The following is a 23872-nucleotide window of genomic DNA, read 5'->3' as shown; positions in this document are numbered from 1 at the left end:
TGTAGGTCTTTCTTAGAGGCGCACTTTTTTGAGTGCGTTTTTTTAATTTTTTAGGGGTGAATGTGAATAAAAAATTGGCAAAACTTTATGAAGATAAATGGCCTGACTTAAAGGTGGAAGCAAGTAAGATTGTCGGAGTAACGCCAGCTCACCCACTTTTAATTAAAGTAAGGGGTGATTATGAAAAAGCAGATGTAAAAGTGATGATTGTTGGTCAAGAGACTGATGGCTGGAATGGTGATTTTGATAGCAGCTCTTCTAAATCAGTGGACTTTTTGATGGATGATTATTTTGCATATTTTTATGATGATTTTAAATACCCTTATCATTATGTTGGGCGGATGAAGAAAAAGTATAGAAGACCATTCTGGAATAAGTCTAATTTTAATTTTTTTAGTTCTGAATTGAAGTCTCATTTTGGAGGAAAGGGTAAAAAAGTTTCTTGTATTTGGAATAATGTGTCAAAAATAGGTCAGATTCATAGAGGGCGGCATACTGATGAAATTGAAGCTATGGAAGAATCTTATTTCGATGTTTTTAGAAAAGAAGTTGAGATATTAAGGCCTAATATTATTATTTTTAGCTCAGGACCGACTAGAGATAGATTGATAAAAGAGAGGATGGGTGGCTGTGATTTCTCGAAAATTCATAGTGGTTATACCAAAAGACAACTTACTAAAATCATTTTTAATGATTTCCCTGATATATGTGGGTTTCGTACATACCACCCAAATTATCGAGCTGGTAGAAAGGCAAGAAATAAAGCGCTTCTAGGATCTATAATAAAAACTTGTGGGTGATTTTCCTGTGACAGAAAAGAGACGGATTAGCTCTAGTTTATTAGCTATAACTAATAAAAAGCTTGATGAGTTGGATGCTGGATTTGGTGATTTCAATGTCTAGGGCTGCTGTTACAGATAATCTGTTGGCTGATATTCTCTCTGTTTCTAAAAGAACAGTAGATAGTTGGAAAGTGGCAGGAAAAATAAAGCCACTTAAAAATGGAACATACTCTTTAAAAAAATTATCACATTTCCCTCAAATTAAAGCCATGCTTGAATCAAAATAGCAGCAAGAGGAGAAGGTTGCACCACTGCGGGCTTATCGTTCCATTGAGCTGTTTGCGGGTGCAGGCGGCTTGGCCATTGGGTTGGAAAAAGCAGGTTTTCAGGCCGTTGTCCTTAATGAAATAGACAAACATGCGTGTGCCACCTTAAGAAAAAACAGACCCGATTGGAATGTGATTGAAGGTGATGTGGTTGATATTGACTTCACTCGGTATCAGAATATTGATTTTATTTCGGGTGGCTTTCCTTGTCAGGCATTTTCTTATGCGGGTGATAAGCGCGGCTTTAATGACACTCGTGGAACCCTATTTTTTCAGTTTGCTAGAGCCATTAACGAGATTAGGCCAAAGGTTTTTTTAGGCGAAAACGTTCGAGGTTTGTTAACTCACGACGGTGGTAAGACCTTGGCGGTGATTAAATCCACCATTCAAGAGTTGGGTTACACACTGATTGAACCCAAAGTTCTGAAAGCGATTTTTTACCGTGTTCCACAGAAGCGGGAGCGGCTCTTTTTAGTCTGCATCCGCAATGATCTTCTGCAGGACGCTGAATTCAGTTGGCCGGAACCTTACAGGCATGTGCTAACGCTGAAAGAGGCTTTAAAAAAGGGTGAATTATACGATCAAGATTGTCCGAAATCTGAAGGACAACTTTATCCTGAGCGAAAAAAAGCCGTACTCTCCTTGGTGCCTCCTGGTGGTTGTTGGGTTGATTTACCCGATGAAATACAACGCGAGTATATGCAGAAGAGTTATTTTATGGGGGGAGGTAAAACGGGCATGGCGAGAAGACTCTCTTACGATTCTCCCAGCCTTACCTTGACTTGCTCACCCGCGCAAAAACAGACCGAACGCTGCCACCCCGAAGAGACGCGGCCTTTAACTGTGCGAGAGTATGCACGGATTCAGACTTTTCCAGATGAGTGGCAGTTTGCTGGTTCGGTGAGCAGTCAGTACAAACAAATCGGCAATGCGGTGCCGGTTAATTTGGCTCATGCAATGGGACGGCGATTGATTGCGTTATTAAACAGTCTTGAGAAAGTGAGTGCGGGTTCTGGGCAGTTGAGATTGTTTGATTGAATGTAGCGACTCAGCCCTCCCCATTCAGGAATGGGTTGAATAATCACCTGATTCTGATATAAGCTTATTTCCCATGACAGAGCTGCCTTGCCCCGACCTAAAAAATCTGGCTCACCTTTGTTGAAGAGCAGCATCAGCAAAGGTGGGCAGAGAAATTCAGGCTTGGATTCAACCAATAAGTGCATAATCGCTTAAGCTGAAATTGCAGCTCTGTGTTCTGCTATTAATTTAGCGGGTGTTTTATATCTTCAATACTTCGGACAGTTTTAGAGAGAAAAAGATAGGAACCACAGGCGGATTCTGAGAAAATAGAGTTCTCAAAAAACGACAATCAAAGAAGGCCGCCCGTGGAATCCATAGTAGAATCGGTTTTACTCTCCATGTCCAGTGTTAAAAAACCACAACGTCTTTTTCTCTCAGCTCTGTTTTCCGCATTGATGGTTTTTCAAGGGAAAGCCACTTTTCGTAATTTGAGTCGTTACAGTTCGTTGCATGAAAAACGTCTGTCGCGTTGGTTTCGACGTTCATTTGATTTTGCACAATTCAACAGACGCCTACTTCAAAAAGAGCTGCCACAAAAGCACGATCAAATTGCCGCCATTGATGCCAGCTTTATGAAAAAAAGTGGTCAGAAAACAGCAGGGTTGGGTTGGTTTTACAACGGCGCTTTGGGGCAAGCCATGGTGGGATTGGAGTTGTCGTTGGTTTGCCGAATTGATCTTCAAAGTCGAACCGCTTACGCGCTGGAGGCTCGCCAAACGTTGGACTCGGAACAGAAAGAGGGTGAGAGCCGAGTGGACTGCTACGCGAAACAGGTTTGTGACCTTGCCGGTGATCTTCAAGCGCAAGGCATTCGCTACCTTACCGCAGACGCCTACTACAGCAAGGTGAAGTTTGTCGATGCGGTCTGTTCAGATGACTTACACCTGATTGGAAAGCTGCGTTCAGATGCCAACCTAAGCTGGTATTTTGAGGGCGAATACGGTGGCAAAGGACGTCCTAAAACGTACGATGGTAAAGTCAATTTCCAAACGGAGCTGTCCCGTTTTGATGCGTGTGGCGTAATGGATAAGGGGGTATCGATTTACAGCGCCGTGGTTCACTCGTGTTGTTTCAAACGGAAAATCCGTGTGGTGCTGCTGCGATGGGAGCAGAAGACAAAAGTCCGTTCGGCTCTGCTGTTTTCTACGGATTCGGAGTTGGCTCCAGAAAAGATTGTCGAATATTATACCGCTCGTTTTCAGATTGAATTTTTGTTTCGTGAAGCCAAGCAACATACGGGTTTAATGGATTGCCAAGCGCGTTGCCCAGAGGCCATTCAAACTCATATTAATGCCTCGTTCACCGCACTGAATTTATTGAAGCTGGAAGACCGTAAGGACAAAAACAACCCTGAGCCTTCGGTGATTTCGATTGCCTCGTGGCGACGCAAGAAATTCAATCAATATTTGATGAAAATACTTTTTGACAAGTTAGGTTTGGAGAGATCTTGTCAAAAAGTCGAGGCGGTTTACCATGAGCTGAGTGAGTATGGGGCTATTCAGGTTTAAAACTGTCCGAAGTATTGTACGGGCAAAAACATTCATGAAACCCGTGAGTGGATTCTGCGTAACTCACCGGTTCCCATCGGTACGGTGCCGATTTATCAGGCCTTGGAGAAGGTGAAGGGCAAATCGGAAGATCTGACTTGGGAAATTTTCCGTGACACCTTGATCGAGCAGGCCGAGCAGGGGGTGGATTATTTCACCATCCATGCGGGTGTGCGTCTGGCTTATGTGCCGATGACCGCCGAACGGGTGACGGGCATTGTCTCTCGTGGCGGTTCGATCATGGCGAAGTGGTGTTTGGCGCATCACGAAGAGAATTTCCTCTACACCCATTTCGAAGACATCTGCGCGATCATGAAAGCCTATGACGTTTCCTTCTCTCTGGGTGATGGTTTGCGTCCCGGTTGTCTGGCGGATGCCAACGATGCGGCGCAGTTTGCTGAGCTGGAGACCTTGGGTGAGTTGACCAAAATCGCGTGGGAACATGATGTTCAGGTGATGATCGAAGGCCCTGGCCATGTGCCGATGCAGATGATCAAAGAGAACATGGATAAGGAGCTGAAAGATTGTTTCGAAGCGCCTTTCTACACACTCGGCCCGTTGGTGACGGACATCTCGCCTGGTTACGATCATTTCAGCTCGGGTATCGGTGCGGCACAGATCGGTTGGTACGGTACCGCGATGCTCTGTTATGTGACCCCGAAAGAGCATTTGGGGCTGCCGAATAAGGCCGATGTGCGTGAAGGCATTATTACTTACCGCATCGCAGCTCACGCGGCGGATTTGGCCAAGGGATTCCCTGGGGTGCAGTTGCGTGACAACGCACTTTCTAAAGCGCGTTTTGAATTCCGTTGGGTGGATCAATTCGCTCTGAGTCTCGATCCCGAGCGGGCGCAAGAGTTTCATGATGAAACCATGCCCGCACAGGCGCACAAGGTGGCGCATTTCTGCTCCATGTGTGGGCCGAATTTCTGCTCCATGAAGATCTCACAAGACGTGCGTGATTACGCAAAAAGAACGGCTTGAAAGACATTGGGGTGGCGGTTGAGGTGGGGATGAAAGAGAAAGCGGCTGAGTTTAAAAAGCAGGGCGCGGAGATTTATAAGGAGGTTTAGGGCTTCTGGTGTAAATCGAATGATGAAACCCGTGAGTGGATTCTGCGTAACTCACCGGTTCCCATCGGTACGGTGCCGATTTATCAGGCCTTGGAGAAGGTGAAGGGCAAATCGGAAGATCTGACTTGGGAAATTTTCCGTGACACCTTGATCGAGCAGGCCGAGCAGGGGGTGGATTATTTCACCATCCATGCGGGTGTGCGTCTGGCTTATGTGCCGATGACCGCCGAACGGGTGACGGGCATTGTCTCTCGTGGCGGTTCGATCATGGCGAAGTGGTGTTTGGCGCATCACGAAGAGAATTTCCTCTACACCCATTTCGAAGACATCTGCGCGATCATGAAAGCCTATGACGTTTCCTTCTCTCTGGGTGATGGTTTGCGTCCCGGTTGTCTGGCGGATGCCAACGATGCGGCGCAGTTTGCTGAGCTGGAGACCTTGGGTGAGTTGACCAAAATCGCGTGGGAACATGATGTTCAGGTGATGATCGAAGGCCCTGGCCATGTGCCGATGCAGATGATCAAAGAGAACATGGATAAGGAGCTGAAAGATTGTTTCGAAGCGCCTTTCTACACACTCGGCCCGTTGGTGACGGACATCTCGCCTGGTTACGATCACTTCAGCTCTGGGATTGGTGCGGCACAGATCGGTTGGTACGGTACCGCGATGCTCTGTTATGTGACCCCGAAAGAGCATTTGGGGCTGCCGAATAAGGCCGATGTGCGTGAAGGCATTATTACTTACCGCATCGCAGCTCACGCGGCGGATTTGGCCAAGGGATTCCCTGGGGTGCAGTTGCGTGACAACGCACTTTCTAAAGCGCGTTTTGAATTCCGTTGGGTGGATCAATTCGCTCTGAGTCTCGATCCCGAGCGGGCGCAAGAGTTTCATGATGAAACCATGCCCGCACAGGCGCACAAGGTGGCGCATTTCTGCTCCATGTGTGGGCCGAATTTCTGCTCCATGAAGATCTCACAAGACGTGCGTGATTACGCAAAAAAGAACGGCTTGAAAGACATTGGGGTGGCGGTTGAGGTGGGGATGAAAGAGAAAGCGGCTGAGTTTAAAAAGCAGGGCGCGGAGATTTATAAGGAGGTTTAGGGCTTCTGGTGTAAATCGAATGTAATTAACTCCTCGCTTTGTCGGGGAGTTTTTTTGCTTGTTTTGTATGAATTATGGAGGGCAACAAAATTTTGTTGCCTTGTTATGATGTGTAGTATTTTATAAGGGAAAAATATGAGTGATGATATTCACGCTTGTCAGTCTTTATTGGATCAGGTAACACAGGTAATTCAATGTCATGAAGAACATGCCAACAAGCAAGGTGAGAATTTCAATATTTTCTCTATTTTGAAGGTGGGGCGTGATGAGGTTAGAACACACTCTCGGTTTATCTATGAGCTGCTTAACCCTAGAGGAAGGCATGGTCAAGGTAATGTGTTTTTAACTGAGTTTGCAAGAATTGTTCTTGATTGTAAGGACTATGAAACGGCACGAAACCCGAAGAGAGAAGATCGCACTGAAAACTCAGTGAAAGATAGGAGAATAGACTTCACTCTTGAGACGGATAGCGCAGTGATTGGTATTGAGCTTAAGATTGATGCGAAAGACCAAAATCGTCAGTTGTATGATTATTACCAGACATTGGAGAGTAGAGCGGGAAGAAGTCAAAAGCCAAAGTTGTTTTATTTGACGCTTGATGGAAAAGAGGCTAGTGAAAACAGCTATGTTAAGGGCGAGAAAAAAGTTGATTATGAGCAAATTTGCTTTTCCGAAAATATTTTAAATTGGATCTCAAAGTGTATCCAAATTTCAGCTGAAAAAAGTGTGCTTAGAGAGGCGTTGATTCAGTATAAAATCTTAGTTGAAAAACTCGTTGGGATAAATGGAGGGCTGGATGTGAAAGTGCTGAAAAAGATTTCTAAAGGTAGTGAAGCTTTGAAAGCTGCTATTGAGATAGGTAAAGTTTTGAATGAAGCTAAGGTTGCTGTTCAAAAAAAGTTTTGGTCTTCTCTTCTAAAGAAGCTTAATGGAAAAAATAGTGTTAAATTTGATCACTATTTTATAGAGTCACATTCACCTAAGTGTAGGAAAAGTTTTGATGATAGTGTTGAAGGTTACTATAAATATAGAAACAAAGTGTTTGGAGTATTTTGTGACTTGGGAGAAGTTGATGGTGCAAGTGGTTCATTGCATATGAGATTGCATGTGGAGATTTGGGATAAAGTATACTATGGGCTGTGTTTGTCTGAAAGTAGTGATGGAAAGAGGGTTGAAGGGAGTGTAAATGAAACATTTGTTTGTCGATCAAAAGGAAAAAATTTTAGTGACATTTTTCCAAAAGAAATTTCTTACGATGCCGACAAAAAAGGTTGTTTATGGTTGACTAGCGATGGTGGTGTTAGAGGGGTTGAAGGTAATGATCGTGTTGATTTTAAAGATTTTGGTGAAAACGATGAAGAGATGCTTGTTGATAGTAAGGTGATGGGGGAGGTGATTGATAAAGCTGTTGAAGACATAAATTCGTTAGTTGATGAGGTGAGACGTAGTGGGGTTTTAATAAAGGGCGCTAAAATTTAGAGGTCTTTATGAAAGAAATCGTTCGTTGGATTCATTGCTTTGGTATTTTTCAAAACACGATAAAACAACTTGATCGTGCCGTGGCATTGATGGCAGAGCGAGAGCTGTCGGAGCTGGAAAGACAGGGTGTAATTCAGGCGTTTGAATACAACTACGAACTGGCTTGGAATGTCATAGAAGACTTCTATCAGACCGAATTTGCTTGATCATATCGAGCGAGTGGGGATTGAGATTTATAATGTGAATGGATGCGTTTGAATTTTATCAAGAAACAGCGCGGATATTAATATTCAATGCTTTCATCACACCCTGAATGGTTGCCCACTGAGGTTTGGCTTTACCAGAAAAAACTTTATATAAGCTTTCTCTATTGAGGCCAGATTTTTTAGCAATATCAGCAACACCTCTTGCTTTGGCAACGTGCCCAAGAGCAATCACAAAAACCTCTGGATTGTCATCTTGATAGGCATCATTAAGATATTGTGCAATTTCTTCATCTGTCTCAAGATAATCCATTGGATTAAACTCAGATACTTTCGTTGTCATGCTTAGCTCCTAAAGGTCTTTGGCCAGTATTTTTGCTTTTTGAATGTCTTTGGGTTGTGTTGATTTATCACCGCCACAAAGCAGAATGATGAGTTCATTATTTTGTGTGCAAAAATACAGCCGGTAGCCTTTTCCGATAAAAATATGCATTTCACTAATGCCTTCACCGACGGGTTCAACATCACCCAAATTACCCGCAGTAGCACGGTTGATTCGGTTAATAATGGCTAAGACAGCTTGACGGTCTCTTAATTTTTTAAGCCATTTGTCAAAAATTTCTGTGCGCTGAACTTTGTATTGCATGAAGGTTATTGTAGCTTAAGAGCTACATCGTGGCAAATGTCAAATTTTCAGGACTCAAGGGGTGTTTTTTAAACACTCAAAACCATAACAACCCCAAACCCAAAACCAACAAAAACCCAGCAAAAAACCGTTTCAACACCCGTGTCGGCAGTCGGTGAGCCAGCCTCGCGCCCAGAGGGGCAAACAGCACACTGCATAGAACAATGCCCAGCAGAGCCGGTGGGTAGAGATACCCCCAACTCGACTCAGGCAGGTTTTTACCCCAGCCGATGACAACAAAACCAATACTGCCCGCGAGCGCAATGGGCAATCCACAGGCCGCCGAGGTGGCCACCGCATGGCGAATCGGGGTATTGATGGCGCTTAAAAACGGCACGGTCAAGGTACCACCGCCGATGCCAATCAACGCCGAAAAAGCCCCGATCAGCAGCCCTGCCAGATGCACCGCCGTGCGGGAGAGATGGCGCTGTTGTTGCGTTGTGCTCATGCCCCAAAACATCTGCACCGCCACCAGCAGTTCAAACAGCGCAAACAGCGTGGTGAGCCGCGCCGAGGCCAGTTGATCGGCCAGCAGCGCACCGAGCAGCGCGCCCGCTAAAATCCCCGGAGTCAACGAGAACACCTGCGGCCAGAGAACGGCTCGGTGTTGATGATGGGCGTAAACGGAGGCGAGAGAGGTAAACACAATGCTGGCCAAAGAGGTGCCGACGGCCAACTGCATCAGATAGGGGCTTTCCAAACCTTGCCACTGAAACAACCACAGCAGCATCGGCACAATGATCAGGCCGCCGCCGACCCCGAGCAGCCCTGCCAGCAGACCGGCAACGCTGCCCAAAACCAGATAGGCAAAAAAGGCCAGAGTTAAGATTGGCCGTGCAGTGTTTTCAGCAGCTCAAGATCCACATAGGTTTTATCACCGACGTCACCACTGGTAACGCTGAAGGGGCTGTCGGCCTCACCAAAACCATCGAGAATCAAAGCCGCACCGCTGAAATCGTGATCAAGGGTGTAATCGTTGGTGGTGATGATGGTTTTCAGATCGGCTCCCAGCGAGGATTTAATCCCGTTTTCCGAATCCTCAAAGGCCAAACACTCTTTTGCTTCCAGCCCCATTTTTTCCAGTGCGTAGAGGTAGATGTCGGCGGCGGGTTTTTTCGCCGGAACGATGTCGCCAGCAGCGATGACCTCAAACCAATCCATCGAGTCCGCTGCTAAGCTGTGGGTCAGCAGCGCGGTGACGTTGGCGGGCGTGGTGGTGGTGGAGATGGCCAAGCGCAGACCGGCGGCGCGTGCCTCGTTGATGAGCCGTTTTACTCCAGGGCGCATGGGCAGGCCGCCCTTGGCCAGCAGTTCGGTGTAGTGGCGGGTCTTGACCTTATGGGCTTCGATGATGAGGTTATCAACGTCGTTGTGTTGAAAGTCGGTGTTAAAATTTTGCAGATAGTGGTGCATCCGCTCCTTGCCGCCCGTGACCGCCAGCAGTTGGCCGTAGAGTTCTTCTGACCAGTACCAATCTAAGCCTAATTCTTTAAAGGCCAGATTAAAAGCGACACGGTGGCCGTCTCGTTCGGTGTCGGCTAAGGTGCCATCCACATCAAAAATCAATGCTTTTAATTTACTCATGAGTTTTCCTTATTTATATTTAGGCTCTGCGGTGCAGATGTTTGGCTTGGCCATGAGGCAAAGGGAAACGGTTTGTCATCACTGGCAAAGGTCAAAAAACGCACCACTTGGTAGACGTAAATTGCCAGTGATTCACTAAATTGGCTCAGGCGGGTGTGTGGCTCGCCATTGAGCAGGTATTTAATGAATTGAAAAATCACGATTCCCATTAAAATCAGCCCGCCGGTTTGCAGCACAAAAGCAAAGGCGATCATGTACATAAATCGCTGCCATTTGTGCTGCTCGATCAGCGCCGCTTTGGTCTCTTCTTTCATAGGGTGGCGAATACTTTAGCAGCAGCGGTGACGGTGGCTTCAATGTCCGCTTCTGAATGAGCGGCGGAGACAAAACCGGCTTCAAAAGAGGAGGGAGCCAGATAGATGCCTTCGGCTAACATGCCGTGGAAGAAGCGTTTAAAGCGTTCTGCATCGCAGGCACAGACGTGAGAAAAGCGGCTAACCTGCGTTTCGTCGCTGAAAAAGAGGCCGAACATGCCGCCCACTTGGTTGCAGGTCATGGGGATGTTGGCGCTTTTGGCCGCAGCCAGAATGCCGTCGAGCAGTTGGCTGGTTTTGGCGCTCAGGTCGGTGAAGAAGGTGGGTGCAGAGATGATCTCCAAGGTGGCCAGACCGGCGGCCATCGCCAGCGGATTGCCCGACAAGGTGCCTGCTTGATAAACAGGGCCGAGAGGCGCGATCTGCTCCATGATCTCGCGTTTGCCACCAAAAGCACCGACGGGCATTCCGCCACCGATGACTTTGCCGAGGGTGGTCAGATCGGGTTTGATGCCGTAGACGCTCTGTGCGCCGCCCAGTGCGGTGCGAAAACCGGTCATGACTTCATCAAAAATCAGCACCACGCCGTGCTGATCACAGGCCTCACGCAGCCCCTGTAAAAAACCGGGTACAGGTGGGATGCAGTTCATGTTGCCTGCAACGGGTTCGACGATAATACAGGCGATCTCGTCGCCTTCGGCGGCCAGTAAATCTTTGACCTGTTCGAGGTTGTTGTACTCCAGTGTTAGAGTCAAATTGGCCAGCGCCGCAGGCACACCGGGAGAGCTGGGTACGCCTAAGGTGAGTGCGCCAGAACCGGCTTTAACCAGCAGCGAATCGGCATGGCCGTGGTAGCAGCCTTCAAATTTGACGATCTTATCGCGTCCGGTGTAACCGCGTGCCAAGCGGATGGCGCTCATGGTGGCTTCGGTGCCGGAGCTGACCATGCGCACCAATTCCATCGAGGGTATCAACTCGCAGACCTTCTCCGCCATCTCGGTTTCGATGGCGGTGGGTGCGCCAAAGCTGAGGCCATTGACCGCTGCTTTTTGCACCGCGTCGATTACCTGAGGATGAGCGTGTCCAGCGACCATTGGCCCCCAAGAGCCGACGTAATCAATGTACTGTTTGCCATCGACATCGTAGAGATAAGCGCCTTCGGCACGTTGCACATAGACTGGGTCGCCGCCCACACCTTTAAAGGCGCGTACAGGGGAGTTAACCCCGCCAGGGATGACACGGGTGGCGTTTTGGAAGAGGGTGGAGGAGTTGCTCATAGGGCGGACCTTCGCTGCTGTCTTAAAAGGAAATTGGGGGGGATTCTACCGGAATTTTGAGGCTTGGGAAGGTATGCGGTTAGGGTGATTATTGGGCTTTTAAGTTTTTTTTGAAGGTGGACTGCCATACTGCATCCGTCACCACCCTTAAGGGGTGTCAAGATACTTATAAAATCAAATGCAGTCGCGGAGAGATGATGATGAATACCGATATGGTTTTAGGCGCAGGTGTTGTGTTGTTTTTGATGTTGTTGGCACCTGCTGCGATGTTGTGATGTGCCGTAGGTTGGGGTGGTAACCCCAACCTACGTCTTGAAATATTGATCAATCCCCCCACCTCTTAAGACAAGACTAAAAAAATTTAAGAGGATGTCATTATGAGAGCGGACAAATTCACCAATAATTTCCAACTGGCTCTGAGCGACGCGCAGTCGTTGGCGGTGGGACAAGATCATCAATTTATCGAACCCCTGCATCTGTTGCAGGCGCTGCTGGAGCAGCAAAATGGCACGCTGTTGCCGCTGCTGCGCAGTGCTGGGGTGGATCTGGTGTTACTGAAAACGCAGTTAAATCAAGCCTTACAGCGGCTGCCACAGGTCTCTGGAGCGGCGGGTGATTTGCACATTTCCAATGATCTGAGCCGTCTGTTTAACGTGATGGACAAATTGGCGCAGCGGCGCGGGGATGATTTTATCTCCAGTGAGCTGTTTCTGTTGGCGGTGCTGGAGGGCGGTGCGTTGGCGGCGCTGCTGAAAAAAGCCGGAGCGGATAAAACAGCGCTGGAGAAGGGCGTTGAGGCGTTGCGTGGTGGCGAACCGGTTAAGGATGCCAATGCCGAAGAGCAGCGCCAAGCGTTGCAAAAATTCACCCTTGATCTAACCGAACGCGCAGAGCAGGGCAAACTCGATCCGGTGATTGGCCGCGATGAGGAGATACGCCGCGCCATTCAGGTGTTGCAGCGGCGGACGAAAAACAATCCGGTGTTGATCGGTGAACCTGGAGTGGGGAAAACCGCCATCGCTGAAGGGTTGGCGCAGCGCATTATTAATGGCGAAGTGCCGGAAGGTCTGAAGGGCAAACGGTTGTTGTCGTTGGATATGGGAGCCTTGATTGCGGGCGCTAAGTTTCGTGGTGAGTTTGAGGAGCGTCTCAAAGGGGTCTTGAAGGATTTGGCCAAACAAGAGGGGCAGGTGATCCTCTTTATCGACGAGCTGCATACGATGGTGGGTGCCGGTGGCGGCGAGGGGGCTATGGATGCGGGCAACATGCTCAAACCGGCTCTGGCGCGGGGCGAGCTGCACTGCATTGGCGCGACCACCTTGGATGAATACCGCCAATACATCGAAAAAGACGCGGCGCTGGAACGGCGTTTTCAAAAAGTGCTGGTGGAAGAACCCAATGTGGAAGACACCATCGCCATTTTGCGTGGCTTAAAAGAGCGTTACGAAGTGCATCACGGCGTGGACATCACCGATCCGGCCCTCGTTGCGGCGGCTACCTTGTCACAGCGTTACATCACGGATCGTCAATTGCCCGATAAAGCCATTGATTTAATGGACGAAGCGGCCAGCCGTATTCGTATGGAGATTGACTCTAAACCGGAAGCGATGGATCGGCTGGATCGCAAATTAATCCAGCTTAAAATCGAACGCGAAGCGATGAAAAAAGAGTCGGATAAGGCCTCTAAAAAACGCCTGCAAAAACTTAATGAAGACATTCATCGTTTGAGTGCCGAATACGCTGAACTGGAGACGATCTGGAAGCGGGAAAAATTGTTATTACACGGTGCGCAGCACATTAAAGAAGAGTTGGAACAGGTGCGTTTGGAGCTGGAAGTGGCCGGTCGTGCCGGTGATCTGAGCCGCATGTCAGAGCTGCAATACGGCCGTATTCCTGAGCTGGAAAAACGGCTGCAACAGGCTTCGCAGACGGATCAGGATCAAAGTGAAATGCAGTTGCTGCGCAACCGTGTGGGCGAGGAGGAGATTGCGGAAATCGTCGCCAAATGGACCGGCATCCCGATGAGCAAAATGCTCGAAGGCGAACGGGATAAATTGCTGCGTATGGAATCGGAATTGGAGCAGCGCGTGGTGGGACAGACGGAGGCAGTCACGGCGATCTCCAACGCCATTCGTCGCTCTCGTGCCGGTCTGTCAGATCCAAAACGTCCTAATGGTTCGTTTCTCTTTTTGGGGCCAACGGGGGTGGGCAAAACGGAGCTGAGCAAAGCCTTGGCGGATTTTTTGTTTGACAGCGACGAGGCGATGGTGCGCATTGATATGTCGGAGTTTATGGAGAAACACTCCGTGGCGCGTCTCATCGGTGCGCCTCCCGGATACGTCGGTTATGAAGAGGGCGGTTATTTGACCGAGGCGGTGCGTCGTCGTCCCTATTCGGTACTGCTTTTGGATGAAGTTGAAAAAGCCCATCCCGATGTGTTTAATATTCTGTTGCAGGTGCTGGATGACGGCCGTTTGACCGACGGTCAAGGGCGCACGGTGGACTTTCGTAATACGGTGATCGTCATGACCTCTAATCTTGGCTCGGAGTTGATTCAAAGTCTGACTGAAGAGGGGCGAGAGTCAGAAATGAAAACAGCGGTAATGGCGGTGGTTGGACAGCATTTTCGCCCTGAATTTATCAACCGTCTTGATGAGAGCGTGGTCTTTAAACCACTGGGTCGTGAGCAGATTCGTGCCATTGCGCGGATTCAATTGGATGAGTTGTCCGAGCGTCTCAAAGAGCGGGAGATGAGCCTAGAGGTCAGCGCAGCGGCATTAGATCGTTTGGCGGAGGTGGGCTTTGATCCGGTTTATGGCGCACGGCCATTGAAACGCGCCATTCAGCAGCAGTTGGAAAACGGGCTGGCGCAGAAGATTTTGGCGGGTGAGTTTGGCAAGGGGGATGTGATTGTGGTGGCGCTTGAGGATGGGGTGTTGGTTTATCGAGCGGCATAACCCTATGGATTCCCGCGTTCGCGGGAATGACGAGCAAGATGATTTCAGTGTTCGCGGGAATGATGAGCAAGATTTTTGGCTCTGTTCCGCGTTTATTTGAGCCTTTTTTACTCTGGCATGTGAAATCAAGTCGTGTTAGAACTAAGCTGTTAGGGAGTTAAAACAAAAAAATAGGTAGACGAGGGTATGTGTTTATGAAACGTTTATTGAAATATTTTTCTATTGTAGCGGTGGTTTTTTTGCCGCTTTCGGCATGTACAGAAACACCGGTTTTATTATTAGGCCAAGAGAAAATGGAGGCGGGGGAAGAGCAGACCATTAAGGATATCAGCCAGTTGTTAGCAGGTCATCTAAAAGAGCAATATGAACATGAGATGTTTTTGCGTGACACTCATCCTAAGTCCAATGGGTGTTTGCACGCTGATTTTGTTGTTAATGCTAATCTGAATAAAAAATATCAACAGGGTATTTTCAGACCCAACGCGAGTTATCCTGTTTGGATGCGATTTTCTAATTCAGTCGAAGAGCTAACTGATGACCATGAAGATGATTTTCGTGGGCTTGGGATGAAGTTGAGCGGTGTTACGGGTGAGCGTGTTGCCTTTCCTGGAGACGAACAGAGCACGCAAGATTTCCTTTTTTTAGGTCACGATGCCTTTTTTGCTGCTAATCCAGAACAGTTCTTCGATTTTTTTGATGCTACTTTTAGTGGCCGATCTTTTTGGTTTTTATTGACACATCCAAAAGGGTTTTTCAATATCATGCAGGGCAGTAAAGCCTATGCAAATCCCTTGAACGTAAATTGGAACAGTGTCACGGCGTACGGTTTAGGTGAGCGAGTGAATGGTGCGTTTAAAACCACGGTGCGTTACGCCTTGCAAACCTGTGCCGAAAATGAAGGTGATGTTCCTAAGCCTTTAACTGCTGATTATTTAGAAGAGAACATGCAAGCGCAGCTTTCAAAAGGCACGGCGTGTTTGAACTTCTTTATTCAAGAACAGATTGATCCGGTCAAAATGCCGGTGGAGAACGCCTTGGTGGCGTGGGATCAGAGTATCTCACCGTTGATTAAGCTGGCGCAAATTCGCATTCCAAAGCAAAACTTTACCTCTGATGAACAGAAGGTGTTTTGTGAAAACATCTCGTTTAATCCGGGTCATTCATTGACGGCCCATGAGCCGATTGGGGGCATTAATCGGGCGCGAAAAGTGGTGATGAAAGATATTTCTGATCTGCGCCTGATGCAGAACGGGGTGGCGCGTTTTGAGCCGACGGGAAGAGAACGTTTCGAGCCGTAGAATGCAATTAATTTAAGGCACAAAAAAACCCTGCGAGAGCTTAGCTCAATCAGGGTTTTTTGTGCAGCAAGGTAAAACTTATTTTGCCACAGGAGCGGTTGCAGCGGTTTTAGCAGGAGCGGCTGCGACAGGTGCTGTGTTCATTGCAGAAACACGTTCTTGGTAGGCTTTCTGATGTGCGATGCGTGCGTCCATCATGGCTTTGTGCTGGGCTTGCATGTGTTTTGCGTAGTCAGCAGCGGCTTTTTGCTGTGCAGCAACTTGCTCAGCGGTAGGCGCGTAGCCGTAACCGTTGTTGTAGCCGTTGTTGCCATCGAAGTTGCCGTTGCCTTTAGCAGAGGCGTTCATGCTGAAACCGAAATCAGCAGAACCATTGCCTGCGCCATTGGCAGAACCGTTACCATTGTTGTAGCCGTTGCCGTTGTTAGCACCATTGTAGTTGTTGTTGCCGTCGAAGTTGCCGTTGCCTTTGGCGGAGGCGTTCATGCTGAAACCAAAGTCAGCAGAACCGTTACCAGCGCCATTAGCAGAACCGTTGCTGTTGTTGTAGCCGTTGTTATAACCGTTGTTGTTGTTGTTGAAAGGACCCCACCATGCTTGAGAAGCAGCAGAGGCGGTTAACAAGGCAGCAACAGCGATAATTTTCAAAGCTTTCATCGGGTTATCTCCAAAATATGGTGAGTAAAATTGAAACGGATGTTGTTTCGTTGATTCTCTTATCGGCAACGATGGCGCGAAGTTTATTAGAAGATTTTAATATAATCAAGTGCTATTTCTACTTTTTGTTCGTTTTTTTCTGAGGCTGTTTTGGCGGTGTTACAATAACCGTTTTGGTTGATTTGGAATTAAATTCATGAGTAGTTTTGTTGCTGTGGCGGATGTGGATCGTTTGTCTGTTGGAAAAACCATGCGGGTTGAGTGTCAGGGGCGAAAAATTTTGATCGCTAATGTAGAGGGTGTTTTGCACGCGGTGGATGATACCTGTACTCACGAAGATTCATCGTTGTCTCTGGGGTGTTTGAAAGGTGAGTTGATTCACTGCACGTTGCACGGCAGTCGCTTCAGTGTGCGTACCGGTGAGCCGATGGAAGAACCCGCTACGGAATCGTTGCGGGTTTATGCGGTAAAAGTGGACGCAGGCAAAATTTTGCTGGCTCCAGAAGCTTAGTTACGGCTGTTGAGGCGATTTGGGTAGGCGCTCTTGCAGCAGTTTTTCCATGCGAATCAGGCGCTGCTCCATCTCTTCTGTGCGCCGATCAATTTTATGCACCTCGCCCGCTTCGCCTTCACCACTGGCTTGATCCATTTTTTCATGCTCTTTGTGCAGTGTTTCCAAGACGATGCCGATCATCATATTCAGAAACACAAAGGCGACGATAAAGATAAAACTCAGGTAATAGATCCAGCTGAGGGGGTAGACCTCCATGGTTTCGTACATCACGTCGGTCCAATCTTCAAAAGTAGCGACTCGAAACATGGTCAGTAGGGCGATGGTGATGTTGCTCCACAGGTCGGGGTTGATGGTGTGGAAAAACATGCTGCCGATGGCGGCGTAGATGTAAAAAATAATAAACATCAGCAAGCTGACGTAACCCATGCGGGGGATGGCAGTGACAAAGGCGTTGAGCAGGACGCGCAGCTCAGGAATGATGGAGATCAGGCGCAGCACACGGAAGATGCGTAATAAGCGCCCCAACATGGCGGCCTCGCTGTCGTCAACGGGGATCAAGCTGGTGACCACAATGATAAAATCAAAGACGTTCCAGCCTTTGCTAAAAAATCGTTTTAGGTTGGTTTCGGCAATCATGCGAATGACCAGCTCAACCAAAAAAATCACGGTGATGGTCAAGTCAAGGTAGTGAAACAGCGCCAGTATGGTGGGCGAGGTTTCGTAGGTTTTGGCACCGATCACCAGTGCCGAGAGCACAATGATGGCGATGACAAAGCTTTCAAACAGCTTGTTTTCTCGAATAGCGATAAAACGCCGTTGCCATGAGACGGCAGATTCGGTTTCCATGAGTATTTTGATCCTAAAAAATGGGAGCAAATTATACGCAGAAAGTGGGTGCTGATGGTGTGCTGTTTTTACGTTGGTTTGGGCATCAAGGAAAGATGCCCGTGTGTGTGGGTTACTGTGGGCAGGGGGTGTTCTGTAAACGTGCCACAACACAGCGCAGAGCGTGCGCTGCACTGTAAGCGAGAACAACACCAAGGGCGACCAGAACCACAGCGGGGACAAGGGTTAAAATGCTTTCAATAATCATGTTTCATGCTCTAATAGGTTGCTTAAGTTGCCTATATATTAGAATATAATAATATTCTGTCAATGTTTTTAAGCGTAAATAGAGTTGAAATGTGACTGAAGTCATAAAACGTATTGGGCGTTCGAGTGAACGCCCAGAAGATCAATGATGATGGTGATGGTTGTGCCAGTGGGGATAGTTGTCATGTAACGTTTCGTAGCCGTAGTAGAGCAGAGCGGCTACTAAGGCTATGGCGACAACGGCGGGCAGTGCGGTAAGTAGGCTCATGAAGGTCATGATGACACTCCTTTTGGTTGGTCTCTATCTAAATATTAGGACATGCTGATGCTTTGTCAAAGTATTAAGAACTGTTTTTTTAAAGTGAGCATTGAGCTTACTGAAACCACTGGGTAGGGTGGTTTTAGCTGCGGTGAGGGTGATCTGAAAAACCCTCATGAGAGGTGCTCCAAGGCGATTTTTTTCGCTTGACCAAAATCACTTTTACCGCTGCCCAGCTTGGGTATTTCTGCGACCAGCAGCAGCTTGCTGGGTTTCATCAAGGGGGTTAAGTCACTGCGCTCGATGGCATGTTTGACCGGCTCAAGATCGTCGCTACCGGCCACTAAGAGCACCACTTTTTCACCTTTTTTGCCGTCAGGCAAGGCGCAGCTGAGCAGCTCAATCTCTTCCGGCAGGTGTGCGCTGATGGCCGCTTCGAGGGCGGTGAGGCCGACCATTTCGCCGCCGATTTTGGCAAAGCGAGAGTAACGATCCAGCAAGGTGAGGAAACCGTCGTCGTCCAATCGGCCTTTGTCACCGGTTTTGTACCAGCGCTGGCCGTTCATTTCGAGGAGGGCTTCGGCGGTTTTGTCACGGTTGTTGAGGTAGCCCAGCATCAGCTGCACCCCAGAAAACAGCACCAGACCGGCTTCACCGATGGGCAGTGGGGTCAAGGTGTTGGGATCGACAATGCAAAAACAGCCGCCTGGTAACGGCAGGCCGACGCTGCCCTCTTTATGGGCGATTTGGCTGGCCAAACCGGTGCGGCGTTCTCGGTCGGCAAAGTTGGCGCTGGCCGCCGGTGCGGTTTCGGTGGTGCCGTAACCTTCGTAGAGGGTTTTATTGAATTTTTGTAAAAACCCGCTGCGTACCTCTGCGTTGAGTTTTTCTGCGCCGGTAATGATCAGGCGCAGAGAGTCGAGCATGGCCGGTTGCACTCGTTTGTTGCGATTAAAGAGGCGCAAAAAGGTGGAGGTGCTGCAAAACACCGTGGTTTGGTATGTTTGAATGCCTTTGGCAATGCCGACGACATCGGTGGGGTCGGGGTGACAAACAACGGGAATGCCTTCTGCCAGCGGCATCAGACCGGTGACACTCAAGCCAAAGGCGTGAAACAGCGGCAGACAAGAGAGCATGCGCTCTTCTTTAACGGGATCAAGCAAGGTGGCAATCTGTTTCATATTGGCCAAGATGTTCTGTTGGCTCAACATGACCCCTTTAGGTGCGCCTTCGCTGCCACTGGAAAAAAGAATCGCACTGACCTGATCGGTGGCGCGTTTTTTCCCGAACAGAGCTTGAATCCAAGTGGCGGGCAGCAGTACGGTACAGATCAGCAAGCCGAGTTTTTTCAGGCTACTGATCTCATTTTTCAGCTCTTCCAGATAGAAGACTTGAGTTTGTTCAAACAGCGCGCTGGGATCCATGCCGCGCTGTTTTAGTTTTTCCACAAAGCGTTTTGAGGTGTAGATGGAGTGAATGTCCGCTTGTTTCAGTGCAGATAGAAGGGCGCTTTCACTGGCGGTGTAGTTAAGGTTGACCACGGTTTTAGCGCGCAGCAGGGCGGCCATATTGGTGATCAATCCGGCGCTGCTGGTGGGCAGCAACAGGCCGATGTTTTGTTCGGGACTGCGTTTGGCAATCAGACCGGAAAAGGCCAATACCGCTGTGAGCAGTTTGTAGCCGGAGAGCTCGCTTTTCAGCGCCAGATCGGCGATGGCAAGGTTACTGCCCAAGCGTTTGCTGCTCTGAATAAAACGCTGGCTGATGCTGGGCAGTTGGGTAATGTACGGTTGCCAAGCATCAATGGAGCAGGCCATTACCGCTTGTTTGACTGCTGAGCGTTTGCTGTTGATGGAGAGTGGCTTACCAAAACAGAGCTGCAGGTTGCGGCGCAGGCCTTGGCGGCTTTGGCTCTGCATCCCTTTTCCGGAGCGGGAGAAACGGCTGCCCCACAAGCCGTGCAGATAGAAGGGCAGAATCACGCCATTGACTTCGTTCACGGTTTTTTTCAAAGCCGCGTTTAAATTCGTTTAAATGCCCGTTGCGGCTGATGCTGCCTTCGGGAAACAGGCAGACCACTTCGCCGTTTTTCAGCTGTTGATTGACCTTGCTTAGGGCGCTTTGACTGCCGCCAGCGGAGATGGGGATGACACCGAAGAAATTTAGAACACGGGTCAGGTACCATTTATTATAGATCTTTTTATCCATCACAAAATGCACCGGACGGGGTGAGGCGATCTGAATAAAGGCCCAATCCAACCAACTGATGTGGTTGCCGAGCATTAAAACCGCGCCTTGGCGAGGCATGTTGTCCAGACCTAGAATGGATAAGCGATAGCGTAGCGTAAAGAGTTTTTCGACCAAAAAGCGCACCAAGGGTTTAGGCAATTTGTATAAGGTGTAGAAGGTACCAAGAAGGGCAACGGTGGTGAGGAAATAAAACAGGTGATGGCTGTCGTAGCCGTTGAGGGCAAACAACACCGTCAAGGCTAAAAAGCAGATCATGGTGATGTTCTGCACCCAGTTGTTGCCTGCCAAGATAATGCCTAATTCTGTTTCTTTGGCGTGGTGTTGAATCAGGGCGTTGAGCGGTACGATTAACAGACCACCGCCGATGCCGAAGAGAATGAAGTTAAGTGCCAGCAGAGGGGTGTCGTGCAGTTGTGGCAACAGCAGCAAACTGACGACTAAAGAGAGTGCGCCGAGGGGGATCAGTGCCAGTTCAATCTGATGTTTGGAGGCACGACCGGCCAAGATGGAGCCGACAATGATGCCGATGCCGGAGCAGGCCATTAAGCCTTGAATCACCACCGTATTCATCTCGCCCATGCTCTGTTTGGCGAAGGCGGGGAACGCGGCCAGCAGCACCTGCGAGATGCCCCAAAAGAGGGAGAGGCCGAGGATGGCAAGCCAGATCATCGGGTTGCTAAAGAGACTTTTTAAATTATGTTTCAGCGCTTGGCCTTGGCGATATTCTGCCCAGGGAAAAGGCTGATTGGGGTTTTTGGCTTCGCCGTTGGGCAGTCGCAGTGCCAGCAGAAATTCAGCGACGGAGCAGAGCACCAAAATCCAGCCCAGCGGTGCGATGGCCAATAAAATATCGCTCTCATTTTGGTAGTTCACGCTTCTGAGTTGCTGTTCAAACAGAATGGAGAAGAGAAAGATGCCGCCCAAAATAGCGATGATGGTGACGGATTGAACAATGGCGTTGGCGCTGCTGAGTTGTTTGTCGCCCACCATCTCCTTGATGTAACCGTATTTGGCCGGTGAGTAGAAGGTGCTCTGCACCGCCAGCAGAAAGGTCATGGCAAAGGCGATTTGGAACCAACCTTGGTAATAACAGAGGGTGATGCCGAGGGTGATTAAGATCGCAAGGGCGGCGCTGATTTTCATCACTTTGGGTTTGGGGTGACGGTCAGCAAGAAAGCCCGAGGGGGTGAAGAGTAAAATGAAGGGCAGCAGGATCAGGCCATTGACGATGGCGGTGAGAATGATTTGCGTCTGGTCGTCGTATATTTTAAAAACGGTGTTCTGCACCATGATCTTGTGGCCAAGATCCACAAAGGCGTTCAGCAGGACGATCAAGATGTAGGGGGTGAAGCTGGGCAATCGGAACAGAGAGAACATAGTGAACGGTTTCCTGTTGGATTTGGTTGGTATATGGAGAGTGTGGTGGCTTTGGGTTTAAAGCGCTACTTTTAAATTCATTGTTGCAGTTTTTAAGCTACAAGGTATCGTTATATGATACCTTGTAGCTTAATTCTTTTTTGTGAGTGTTGGCTGTATGTCACAAACCTCTCGCCTTATTCAGACGCTTAAAAAAGCCTTGAAAGCTCAGGGTAAAACCTACGCTGATGTTGCGTTGGGGGTGCAGTTGTCAGAGGCGAGCGTGAAACGTCTGTTTGCTCAACAGAACGTCTCGTTAAAAAGGTTGGATCAAATTTGCCAATTGCTGGGCATGGAAATTTCTGATCTGGTGCAGCAGATGGGGCAAGATGAAACACGTATTTCCGCTTTAAGTGCAGAGCAAGAGCGAGAGATTGTGGCTGATTTGGAGTTGTTGTTGGTGACGGTGTGTGTGCTGAATCGGTGGGAATTTGAGCAGATATTGAATTTTTTTGCCATTGATGAGCTACGCTGCATTCGCCATTTGGCCAAACTGGATCGTCTTAAGGTGATTGATCTACAGGCCAATAATCGAGTACGTTTGCGGGTTTCAGCCAATTTTAAGTGGCGTGAAAACGGTCCGATTCAAGGCTTTTTTATGGATAAATTGCAAGAAGAGTTTTTTAACTCCCGCTTTGATCAGCCGAAGGAGCAGTTGCTGGTGCTCAATGGCATGTTGTCGGCGGCATCCAATCAACGCTTTCAGGATAAATTAGAACAGTTGGCGCAAGAGTTTGATCAGTTGAATAACGACGATGCTAAACTCTCTTTTAAAGCGCGTTTTGGGGTTACGGTGGTTTTGGCGATGCGCCCTTGGCGCTACGGTTTGTTTAAGCGTTTTCAGAAGAAAGAAAAAACATGATATTTTTTGATGTAGAGCAGCCCTATTATTTACCGCAATATTTTCCTGTTTGTCAACTGTTGCTGGCGCGTGGGATGGCGTGTACGTTTGTTTTTTATCGTTCCAATTGTGATGCTAATGTCATACAAGGAACACTGCCTAAAGGAGTTAAAACCGAATGGGTGGCGGAGAGCGAGAAGGCCACTCAACTCTATTTGAGCACAAAACCACAGTGGTTGGTTTTGGGTACAGGGTTTAAAAATGTAGATAAAATCAAACAAGCGGGCATTTCTACCGCAGTGATTTATCATGGCGCGGGAGTAAAAACCTCTGGTTATTCTGAGTTGTTAAATCAGGTCGATGTGCGTTTTGTGGAGGGAAGTCACCATTTTGAGGCACTGTCAAACCTGCATCCAAAAGGCAATTTTTGCTTGACTGGTTTTTCAAAACTAGACCCGTTAATCAATCAGAAATTGTCATTGCCAAGCTTGGAACAGATGGGGTTGGATGAGTCTAAAAAGACCTTGCTCTATGCGCCGACGTTTTATCCCAGCTCGATTGAGATGATGGCTCATGATCTGCCTCATGATTTAGCGGATTATAATCTGATCATCAAATTGCATCATTTTTCATATCATAAAAAGAAGTATCAAAAACAGTTGGTTTTGGCGCAGTCTTGGGCGGAAGCTGAGAATGTTTTTTTGGTTTCGGCGGATGAGAATTCCATTTTGCCTTATTTGGGTCTGGCGGATCTGTTGATCAGCGAAGCTTCTTCTACTTTGTTTGAATTTGCCGCGCTGAATAAACCGGTGGTTTGGTGTGATTTTTTGAAGTTACGCTGGACTTACCGAGGTATTTTTTCCTACCGATTTAAACGGCGTATGGATCAACGTATTTTACCGTATCGAGACATTGCGGCTCATGCGGAAAAATACACAGACTTAAAGCGGGTGATTGACGAGCAGATTGGGCAGCCCGACCAGTTTTCAGAAAAACGCTTGGAATACTCCGAGCGTCTGTTAGGGCCTCTGGATGGCAAAGCTTCGGAACGCATTGTGGATTATCTCTTGAATCATCTTCAATGATTCGATTTGTAGATTGGGGTGATAACCCCAATTATGGGTGAAAAATAATTTT

The 23872-nt window shown here is 48.3% G+C and carries 21 protein-coding genes and 3 pseudogenes; 13 read left to right on the top strand and 11 right to left on the bottom strand.

Going from position 1 to position 23872, the window contains the following annotated elements:
- The first annotated feature begins 62 nt into the window (after positions 1–62).
- The 8 genes and pseudogenes from Q9O24_07335 (at position 63) to Q9O24_07300 (ending at position 7594) form a co-directional block, all read left to right on the top strand.
- Positions 63–800 carry a hypothetical protein gene (locus Q9O24_07335; GenBank protein ID MDQ7074956.1) on the top strand — a complete coding sequence of 246 codons (738 nt, stop codon included), beginning with the start codon at positions 63–65 and terminating at the stop codon, positions 798–800.
- A 74-nt stretch (positions 801–874) separates the two neighbouring features.
- Positions 875–1069, top strand: coding sequence for a hypothetical protein (locus Q9O24_07330; GenBank protein ID MDQ7074955.1), 195 nt, complete (start codon positions 875–877; stop codon positions 1067–1069).
- A 24-nt stretch (positions 1070–1093) separates the two neighbouring features.
- Positions 1094–2146, top strand: a complete 1053-nt coding sequence (dcm, locus tag Q9O24_07325; GenBank protein MDQ7074954.1) for a DNA (cytosine-5-)-methyltransferase — start codon at positions 1094–1096, stop codon at positions 2144–2146.
- Positions 2147–2493: 347 nt separating this feature from the next.
- Positions 2494–3696 (top strand): transposase, encoded by a 1203-nt coding sequence (locus Q9O24_07320; GenBank protein MDQ7074953.1) that lies wholly within the window; start codon positions 2494–2496, stop codon positions 3694–3696.
- A gap of 18 nt (positions 3697–3714) precedes the next feature.
- Positions 3715–4808: pseudogene (thiC, locus tag Q9O24_07315) on the top strand (phosphomethylpyrimidine synthase ThiC).
- A 24-nt stretch (positions 4809–4832) separates the two neighbouring features.
- Positions 4833–5909 (top strand): annotated as a pseudogene (gene thiC, locus Q9O24_07310) (phosphomethylpyrimidine synthase ThiC).
- Positions 5910–6044: 135 nt separating this feature from the next.
- Entirely contained in the window at positions 6045–7388 is a 1344-nt protein-coding gene (locus Q9O24_07305; protein ID MDQ7074952.1) for a PD-(D/E)XK nuclease family protein, read from the top strand.
- 8 nt (positions 7389–7396) lie between these two features.
- Positions 7397–7594 (top strand): nucleotidyltransferase substrate binding protein, encoded by a 198-nt coding sequence (locus Q9O24_07300; protein MDQ7074951.1) that lies wholly within the window; start codon positions 7397–7399, stop codon positions 7592–7594.
- A 58-nt stretch (positions 7595–7652) separates the two neighbouring features.
- Here the strand turns inward: Q9O24_07300 and Q9O24_07295 are convergent, their stop codons facing one another.
- The 6 genes from Q9O24_07295 to hemL all read right to left on the bottom strand — a co-directional run bounded on the left by Q9O24_07295 (position 7653) and on the right by hemL (position 11451).
- Positions 7653–7934, bottom strand: coding sequence for a putative addiction module antidote protein (locus tag Q9O24_07295; protein ID MDQ7074950.1), 282 nt, complete (start codon positions 7932–7934; stop codon positions 7653–7655).
- A gap of 9 nt (positions 7935–7943) precedes the next feature.
- Positions 7944–8237, bottom strand: a complete 294-nt coding sequence (locus Q9O24_07290) for a type II toxin-antitoxin system RelE/ParE family toxin (GenBank protein ID MDQ7074949.1) — start codon at positions 8235–8237, stop codon at positions 7944–7946.
- A gap of 76 nt (positions 8238–8313) precedes the next feature.
- The gene (locus tag Q9O24_07285) at positions 8314–9072 is read right to left on the bottom strand and encodes a sulfite exporter TauE/SafE family protein (GenBank protein MDQ7074948.1); all 759 of its coding nucleotides are present in this window, start codon (positions 9070–9072) and stop codon (positions 8314–8316) included.
- 26 nt (positions 9073–9098) lie between these two features.
- Positions 9099–9860, bottom strand: coding sequence for an HAD family hydrolase (locus Q9O24_07280; protein ID MDQ7074947.1), 762 nt, complete (start codon positions 9858–9860; stop codon positions 9099–9101).
- Positions 9857–10174, bottom strand: a complete 318-nt coding sequence (locus Q9O24_07275; protein ID MDQ7074946.1) for a DUF4389 domain-containing protein — start codon at positions 10172–10174, stop codon at positions 9857–9859. Before Q9O24_07275 ends, Q9O24_07280 begins: the two co-directional genes overlap by 4 nt.
- A complete protein-coding gene (gene hemL / locus Q9O24_07270) occupies positions 10171–11451 on the bottom strand; it encodes a glutamate-1-semialdehyde 2,1-aminomutase (protein MDQ7074945.1) in 1281 nt (426 codons plus the stop codon). Before hemL ends, Q9O24_07275 begins: the two co-directional genes overlap by 4 nt.
- Positions 11452–11828: 377 nt before the next feature.
- On the opposite strand from hemL, the gene clpB reads away from it, so the two are divergent.
- A complete protein-coding gene (clpB, locus tag Q9O24_07265) occupies positions 11829–14408 on the top strand; it encodes an ATP-dependent chaperone ClpB (protein MDQ7074944.1) in 2580 nt (859 codons plus the stop codon).
- A 194-nt stretch (positions 14409–14602) separates the two neighbouring features.
- Positions 14603–15706 (top strand): hypothetical protein, encoded by a 1104-nt coding sequence (locus Q9O24_07260; GenBank protein ID MDQ7074943.1) that lies wholly within the window; start codon positions 14603–14605, stop codon positions 15704–15706.
- 78 nt (positions 15707–15784) lie between these two features.
- Here the strand turns inward: Q9O24_07260 and Q9O24_07255 are convergent, their stop codons facing one another.
- Entirely contained in the window at positions 15785–16363 is a 579-nt protein-coding gene (locus Q9O24_07255; protein MDQ7074942.1) for a hypothetical protein, read from the bottom strand.
- 196 nt (positions 16364–16559) lie between these two features.
- On the opposite strand from Q9O24_07255, the gene Q9O24_07250 reads away from it, so the two are divergent.
- Entirely contained in the window at positions 16560–16874 is a 315-nt protein-coding gene (locus Q9O24_07250) for a non-heme iron oxygenase ferredoxin subunit (protein MDQ7074941.1), read from the top strand.
- On the opposite strand, the gene Q9O24_07245 is transcribed toward Q9O24_07250, so the two are convergent.
- From Q9O24_07245 to Q9O24_07230, 4 genes and pseudogenes are all read right to left on the bottom strand, one after another.
- Entirely contained in the window at positions 16875–17723 is an 849-nt protein-coding gene (locus tag Q9O24_07245) for an ion transporter (protein MDQ7074940.1), read from the bottom strand. It abuts the gene before it with no gap.
- Between the two features lie 112 nt (positions 17724–17835).
- Positions 17836–17970, bottom strand: a complete 135-nt coding sequence (locus Q9O24_07240; GenBank protein ID MDQ7074939.1) for a hypothetical protein — start codon at positions 17968–17970, stop codon at positions 17836–17838.
- Positions 17971–18111: 141 nt separating this feature from the next.
- A complete protein-coding gene (locus tag Q9O24_07235) occupies positions 18112–18237 on the bottom strand; it encodes a hypothetical protein (GenBank protein MDQ7074938.1) in 126 nt (41 codons plus the stop codon).
- Between the two features lie 164 nt (positions 18238–18401).
- Positions 18402–21855 (bottom strand): annotated as a pseudogene (locus tag Q9O24_07230) (acyl-[ACP]--phospholipid O-acyltransferase).
- Between the two features lie 157 nt (positions 21856–22012).
- Between Q9O24_07230 and Q9O24_07225 the strand changes: the two are divergent.
- Complete coding sequence (locus Q9O24_07225) at positions 22013–22756, top strand: helix-turn-helix transcriptional regulator (GenBank protein ID MDQ7074937.1); 744 nt, start codon at positions 22013–22015, stop codon at positions 22754–22756.
- Complete coding sequence (locus Q9O24_07220; GenBank protein ID MDQ7074936.1) at positions 22753–23820, top strand: CDP-glycerol glycerophosphotransferase family protein; 1068 nt, start codon at positions 22753–22755, stop codon at positions 23818–23820. Before Q9O24_07225 ends, Q9O24_07220 begins: the two co-directional genes overlap by 4 nt.
- Positions 23821–23872: the final 52 nt, after the last annotated feature.

The organism is Gammaproteobacteria bacterium (genome assembly GCA_030949385.1).
GTDB lineage: Bacteria > Pseudomonadota > Gammaproteobacteria > JAUZRS01 > JAUZRS01 > JAUZRS01.
The sequence above is the reverse complement of the archived record's forward strand: the minus strand, read 5'-3'. Positions and strand labels throughout refer to the sequence as shown.

What these genes read in the sequence shown, in the direction of transcription:
- Q9O24_07330 (MDQ7074955.1), top strand. Translation starts at nt 875, where the DNA reads ATGCTGGATTTGGTGATTTCAATGTCTAGGGCTGCTGTTACAGATAAT.
- Q9O24_07305 (MDQ7074952.1), top strand. Translation starts at nt 6,045, where the DNA reads ATGAGTGATGATATTCACGCTTGTCAGTCTTTATTGGATCAGGTAACA.
- Q9O24_07300 (MDQ7074951.1), top strand. Translation starts at nt 7,397, where the DNA reads ATGAAAGAAATCGTTCGTTGGATTCATTGCTTTGGTATTTTTCAAAAC.
- Q9O24_07295 (MDQ7074950.1), bottom strand. Translation starts at nt 7,934, where the DNA reads ATGACAACGAAAGTATCTGAGTTTAATCCAATGGATTATCTTGAGACA.
- Q9O24_07290 (MDQ7074949.1), bottom strand. Translation starts at nt 8,237, where the DNA reads ATGCAATACAAAGTTCAGCGCACAGAAATTTTTGACAAATGGCTTAAA.
- Q9O24_07280 (MDQ7074947.1), bottom strand. Translation starts at nt 9,860, where the DNA reads ATGAGTAAATTAAAAGCATTGATTTTTGATGTGGATGGCACCTTAGCC.
- Q9O24_07275 (MDQ7074946.1), bottom strand. Translation starts at nt 10,174, where the DNA reads ATGAAAGAAGAGACCAAAGCGGCGCTGATCGAGCAGCACAAATGGCAG.
- hemL (MDQ7074945.1), bottom strand. Translation starts at nt 11,451, where the DNA reads ATGAGCAACTCCTCCACCCTCTTCCAAAACGCCACCCGTGTCATCCCT.
- clpB (MDQ7074944.1), top strand. Translation starts at nt 11,829, where the DNA reads ATGAGAGCGGACAAATTCACCAATAATTTCCAACTGGCTCTGAGCGAC.
- Q9O24_07260 (MDQ7074943.1), top strand. Translation starts at nt 14,603, where the DNA reads ATGAAACGTTTATTGAAATATTTTTCTATTGTAGCGGTGGTTTTTTTG.
- Q9O24_07255 (MDQ7074942.1), bottom strand. Translation starts at nt 16,363, where the DNA reads ATGAAAGCTTTGAAAATTATCGCTGTTGCTGCCTTGTTAACCGCCTCT.
- Q9O24_07250 (MDQ7074941.1), top strand. Translation starts at nt 16,560, where the DNA reads ATGAGTAGTTTTGTTGCTGTGGCGGATGTGGATCGTTTGTCTGTTGGA.
- Q9O24_07245 (MDQ7074940.1), bottom strand. Translation starts at nt 17,723, where the DNA reads ATGGAAACCGAATCTGCCGTCTCATGGCAACGGCGTTTTATCGCTATT.
- Q9O24_07240 (MDQ7074939.1), bottom strand. Translation starts at nt 17,970, where the DNA reads ATGATTATTGAAAGCATTTTAACCCTTGTCCCCGCTGTGGTTCTGGTC.
- Q9O24_07235 (MDQ7074938.1), bottom strand. Translation starts at nt 18,237, where the DNA reads ATGAGCCTACTTACCGCACTGCCCGCCGTTGTCGCCATAGCCTTAGTA.
- Q9O24_07225 (MDQ7074937.1), top strand. Translation starts at nt 22,013, where the DNA reads ATGTCACAAACCTCTCGCCTTATTCAGACGCTTAAAAAAGCCTTGAAA.
- Q9O24_07220 (MDQ7074936.1), top strand. Translation starts at nt 22,753, where the DNA reads ATGATATTTTTTGATGTAGAGCAGCCCTATTATTTACCGCAATATTTT.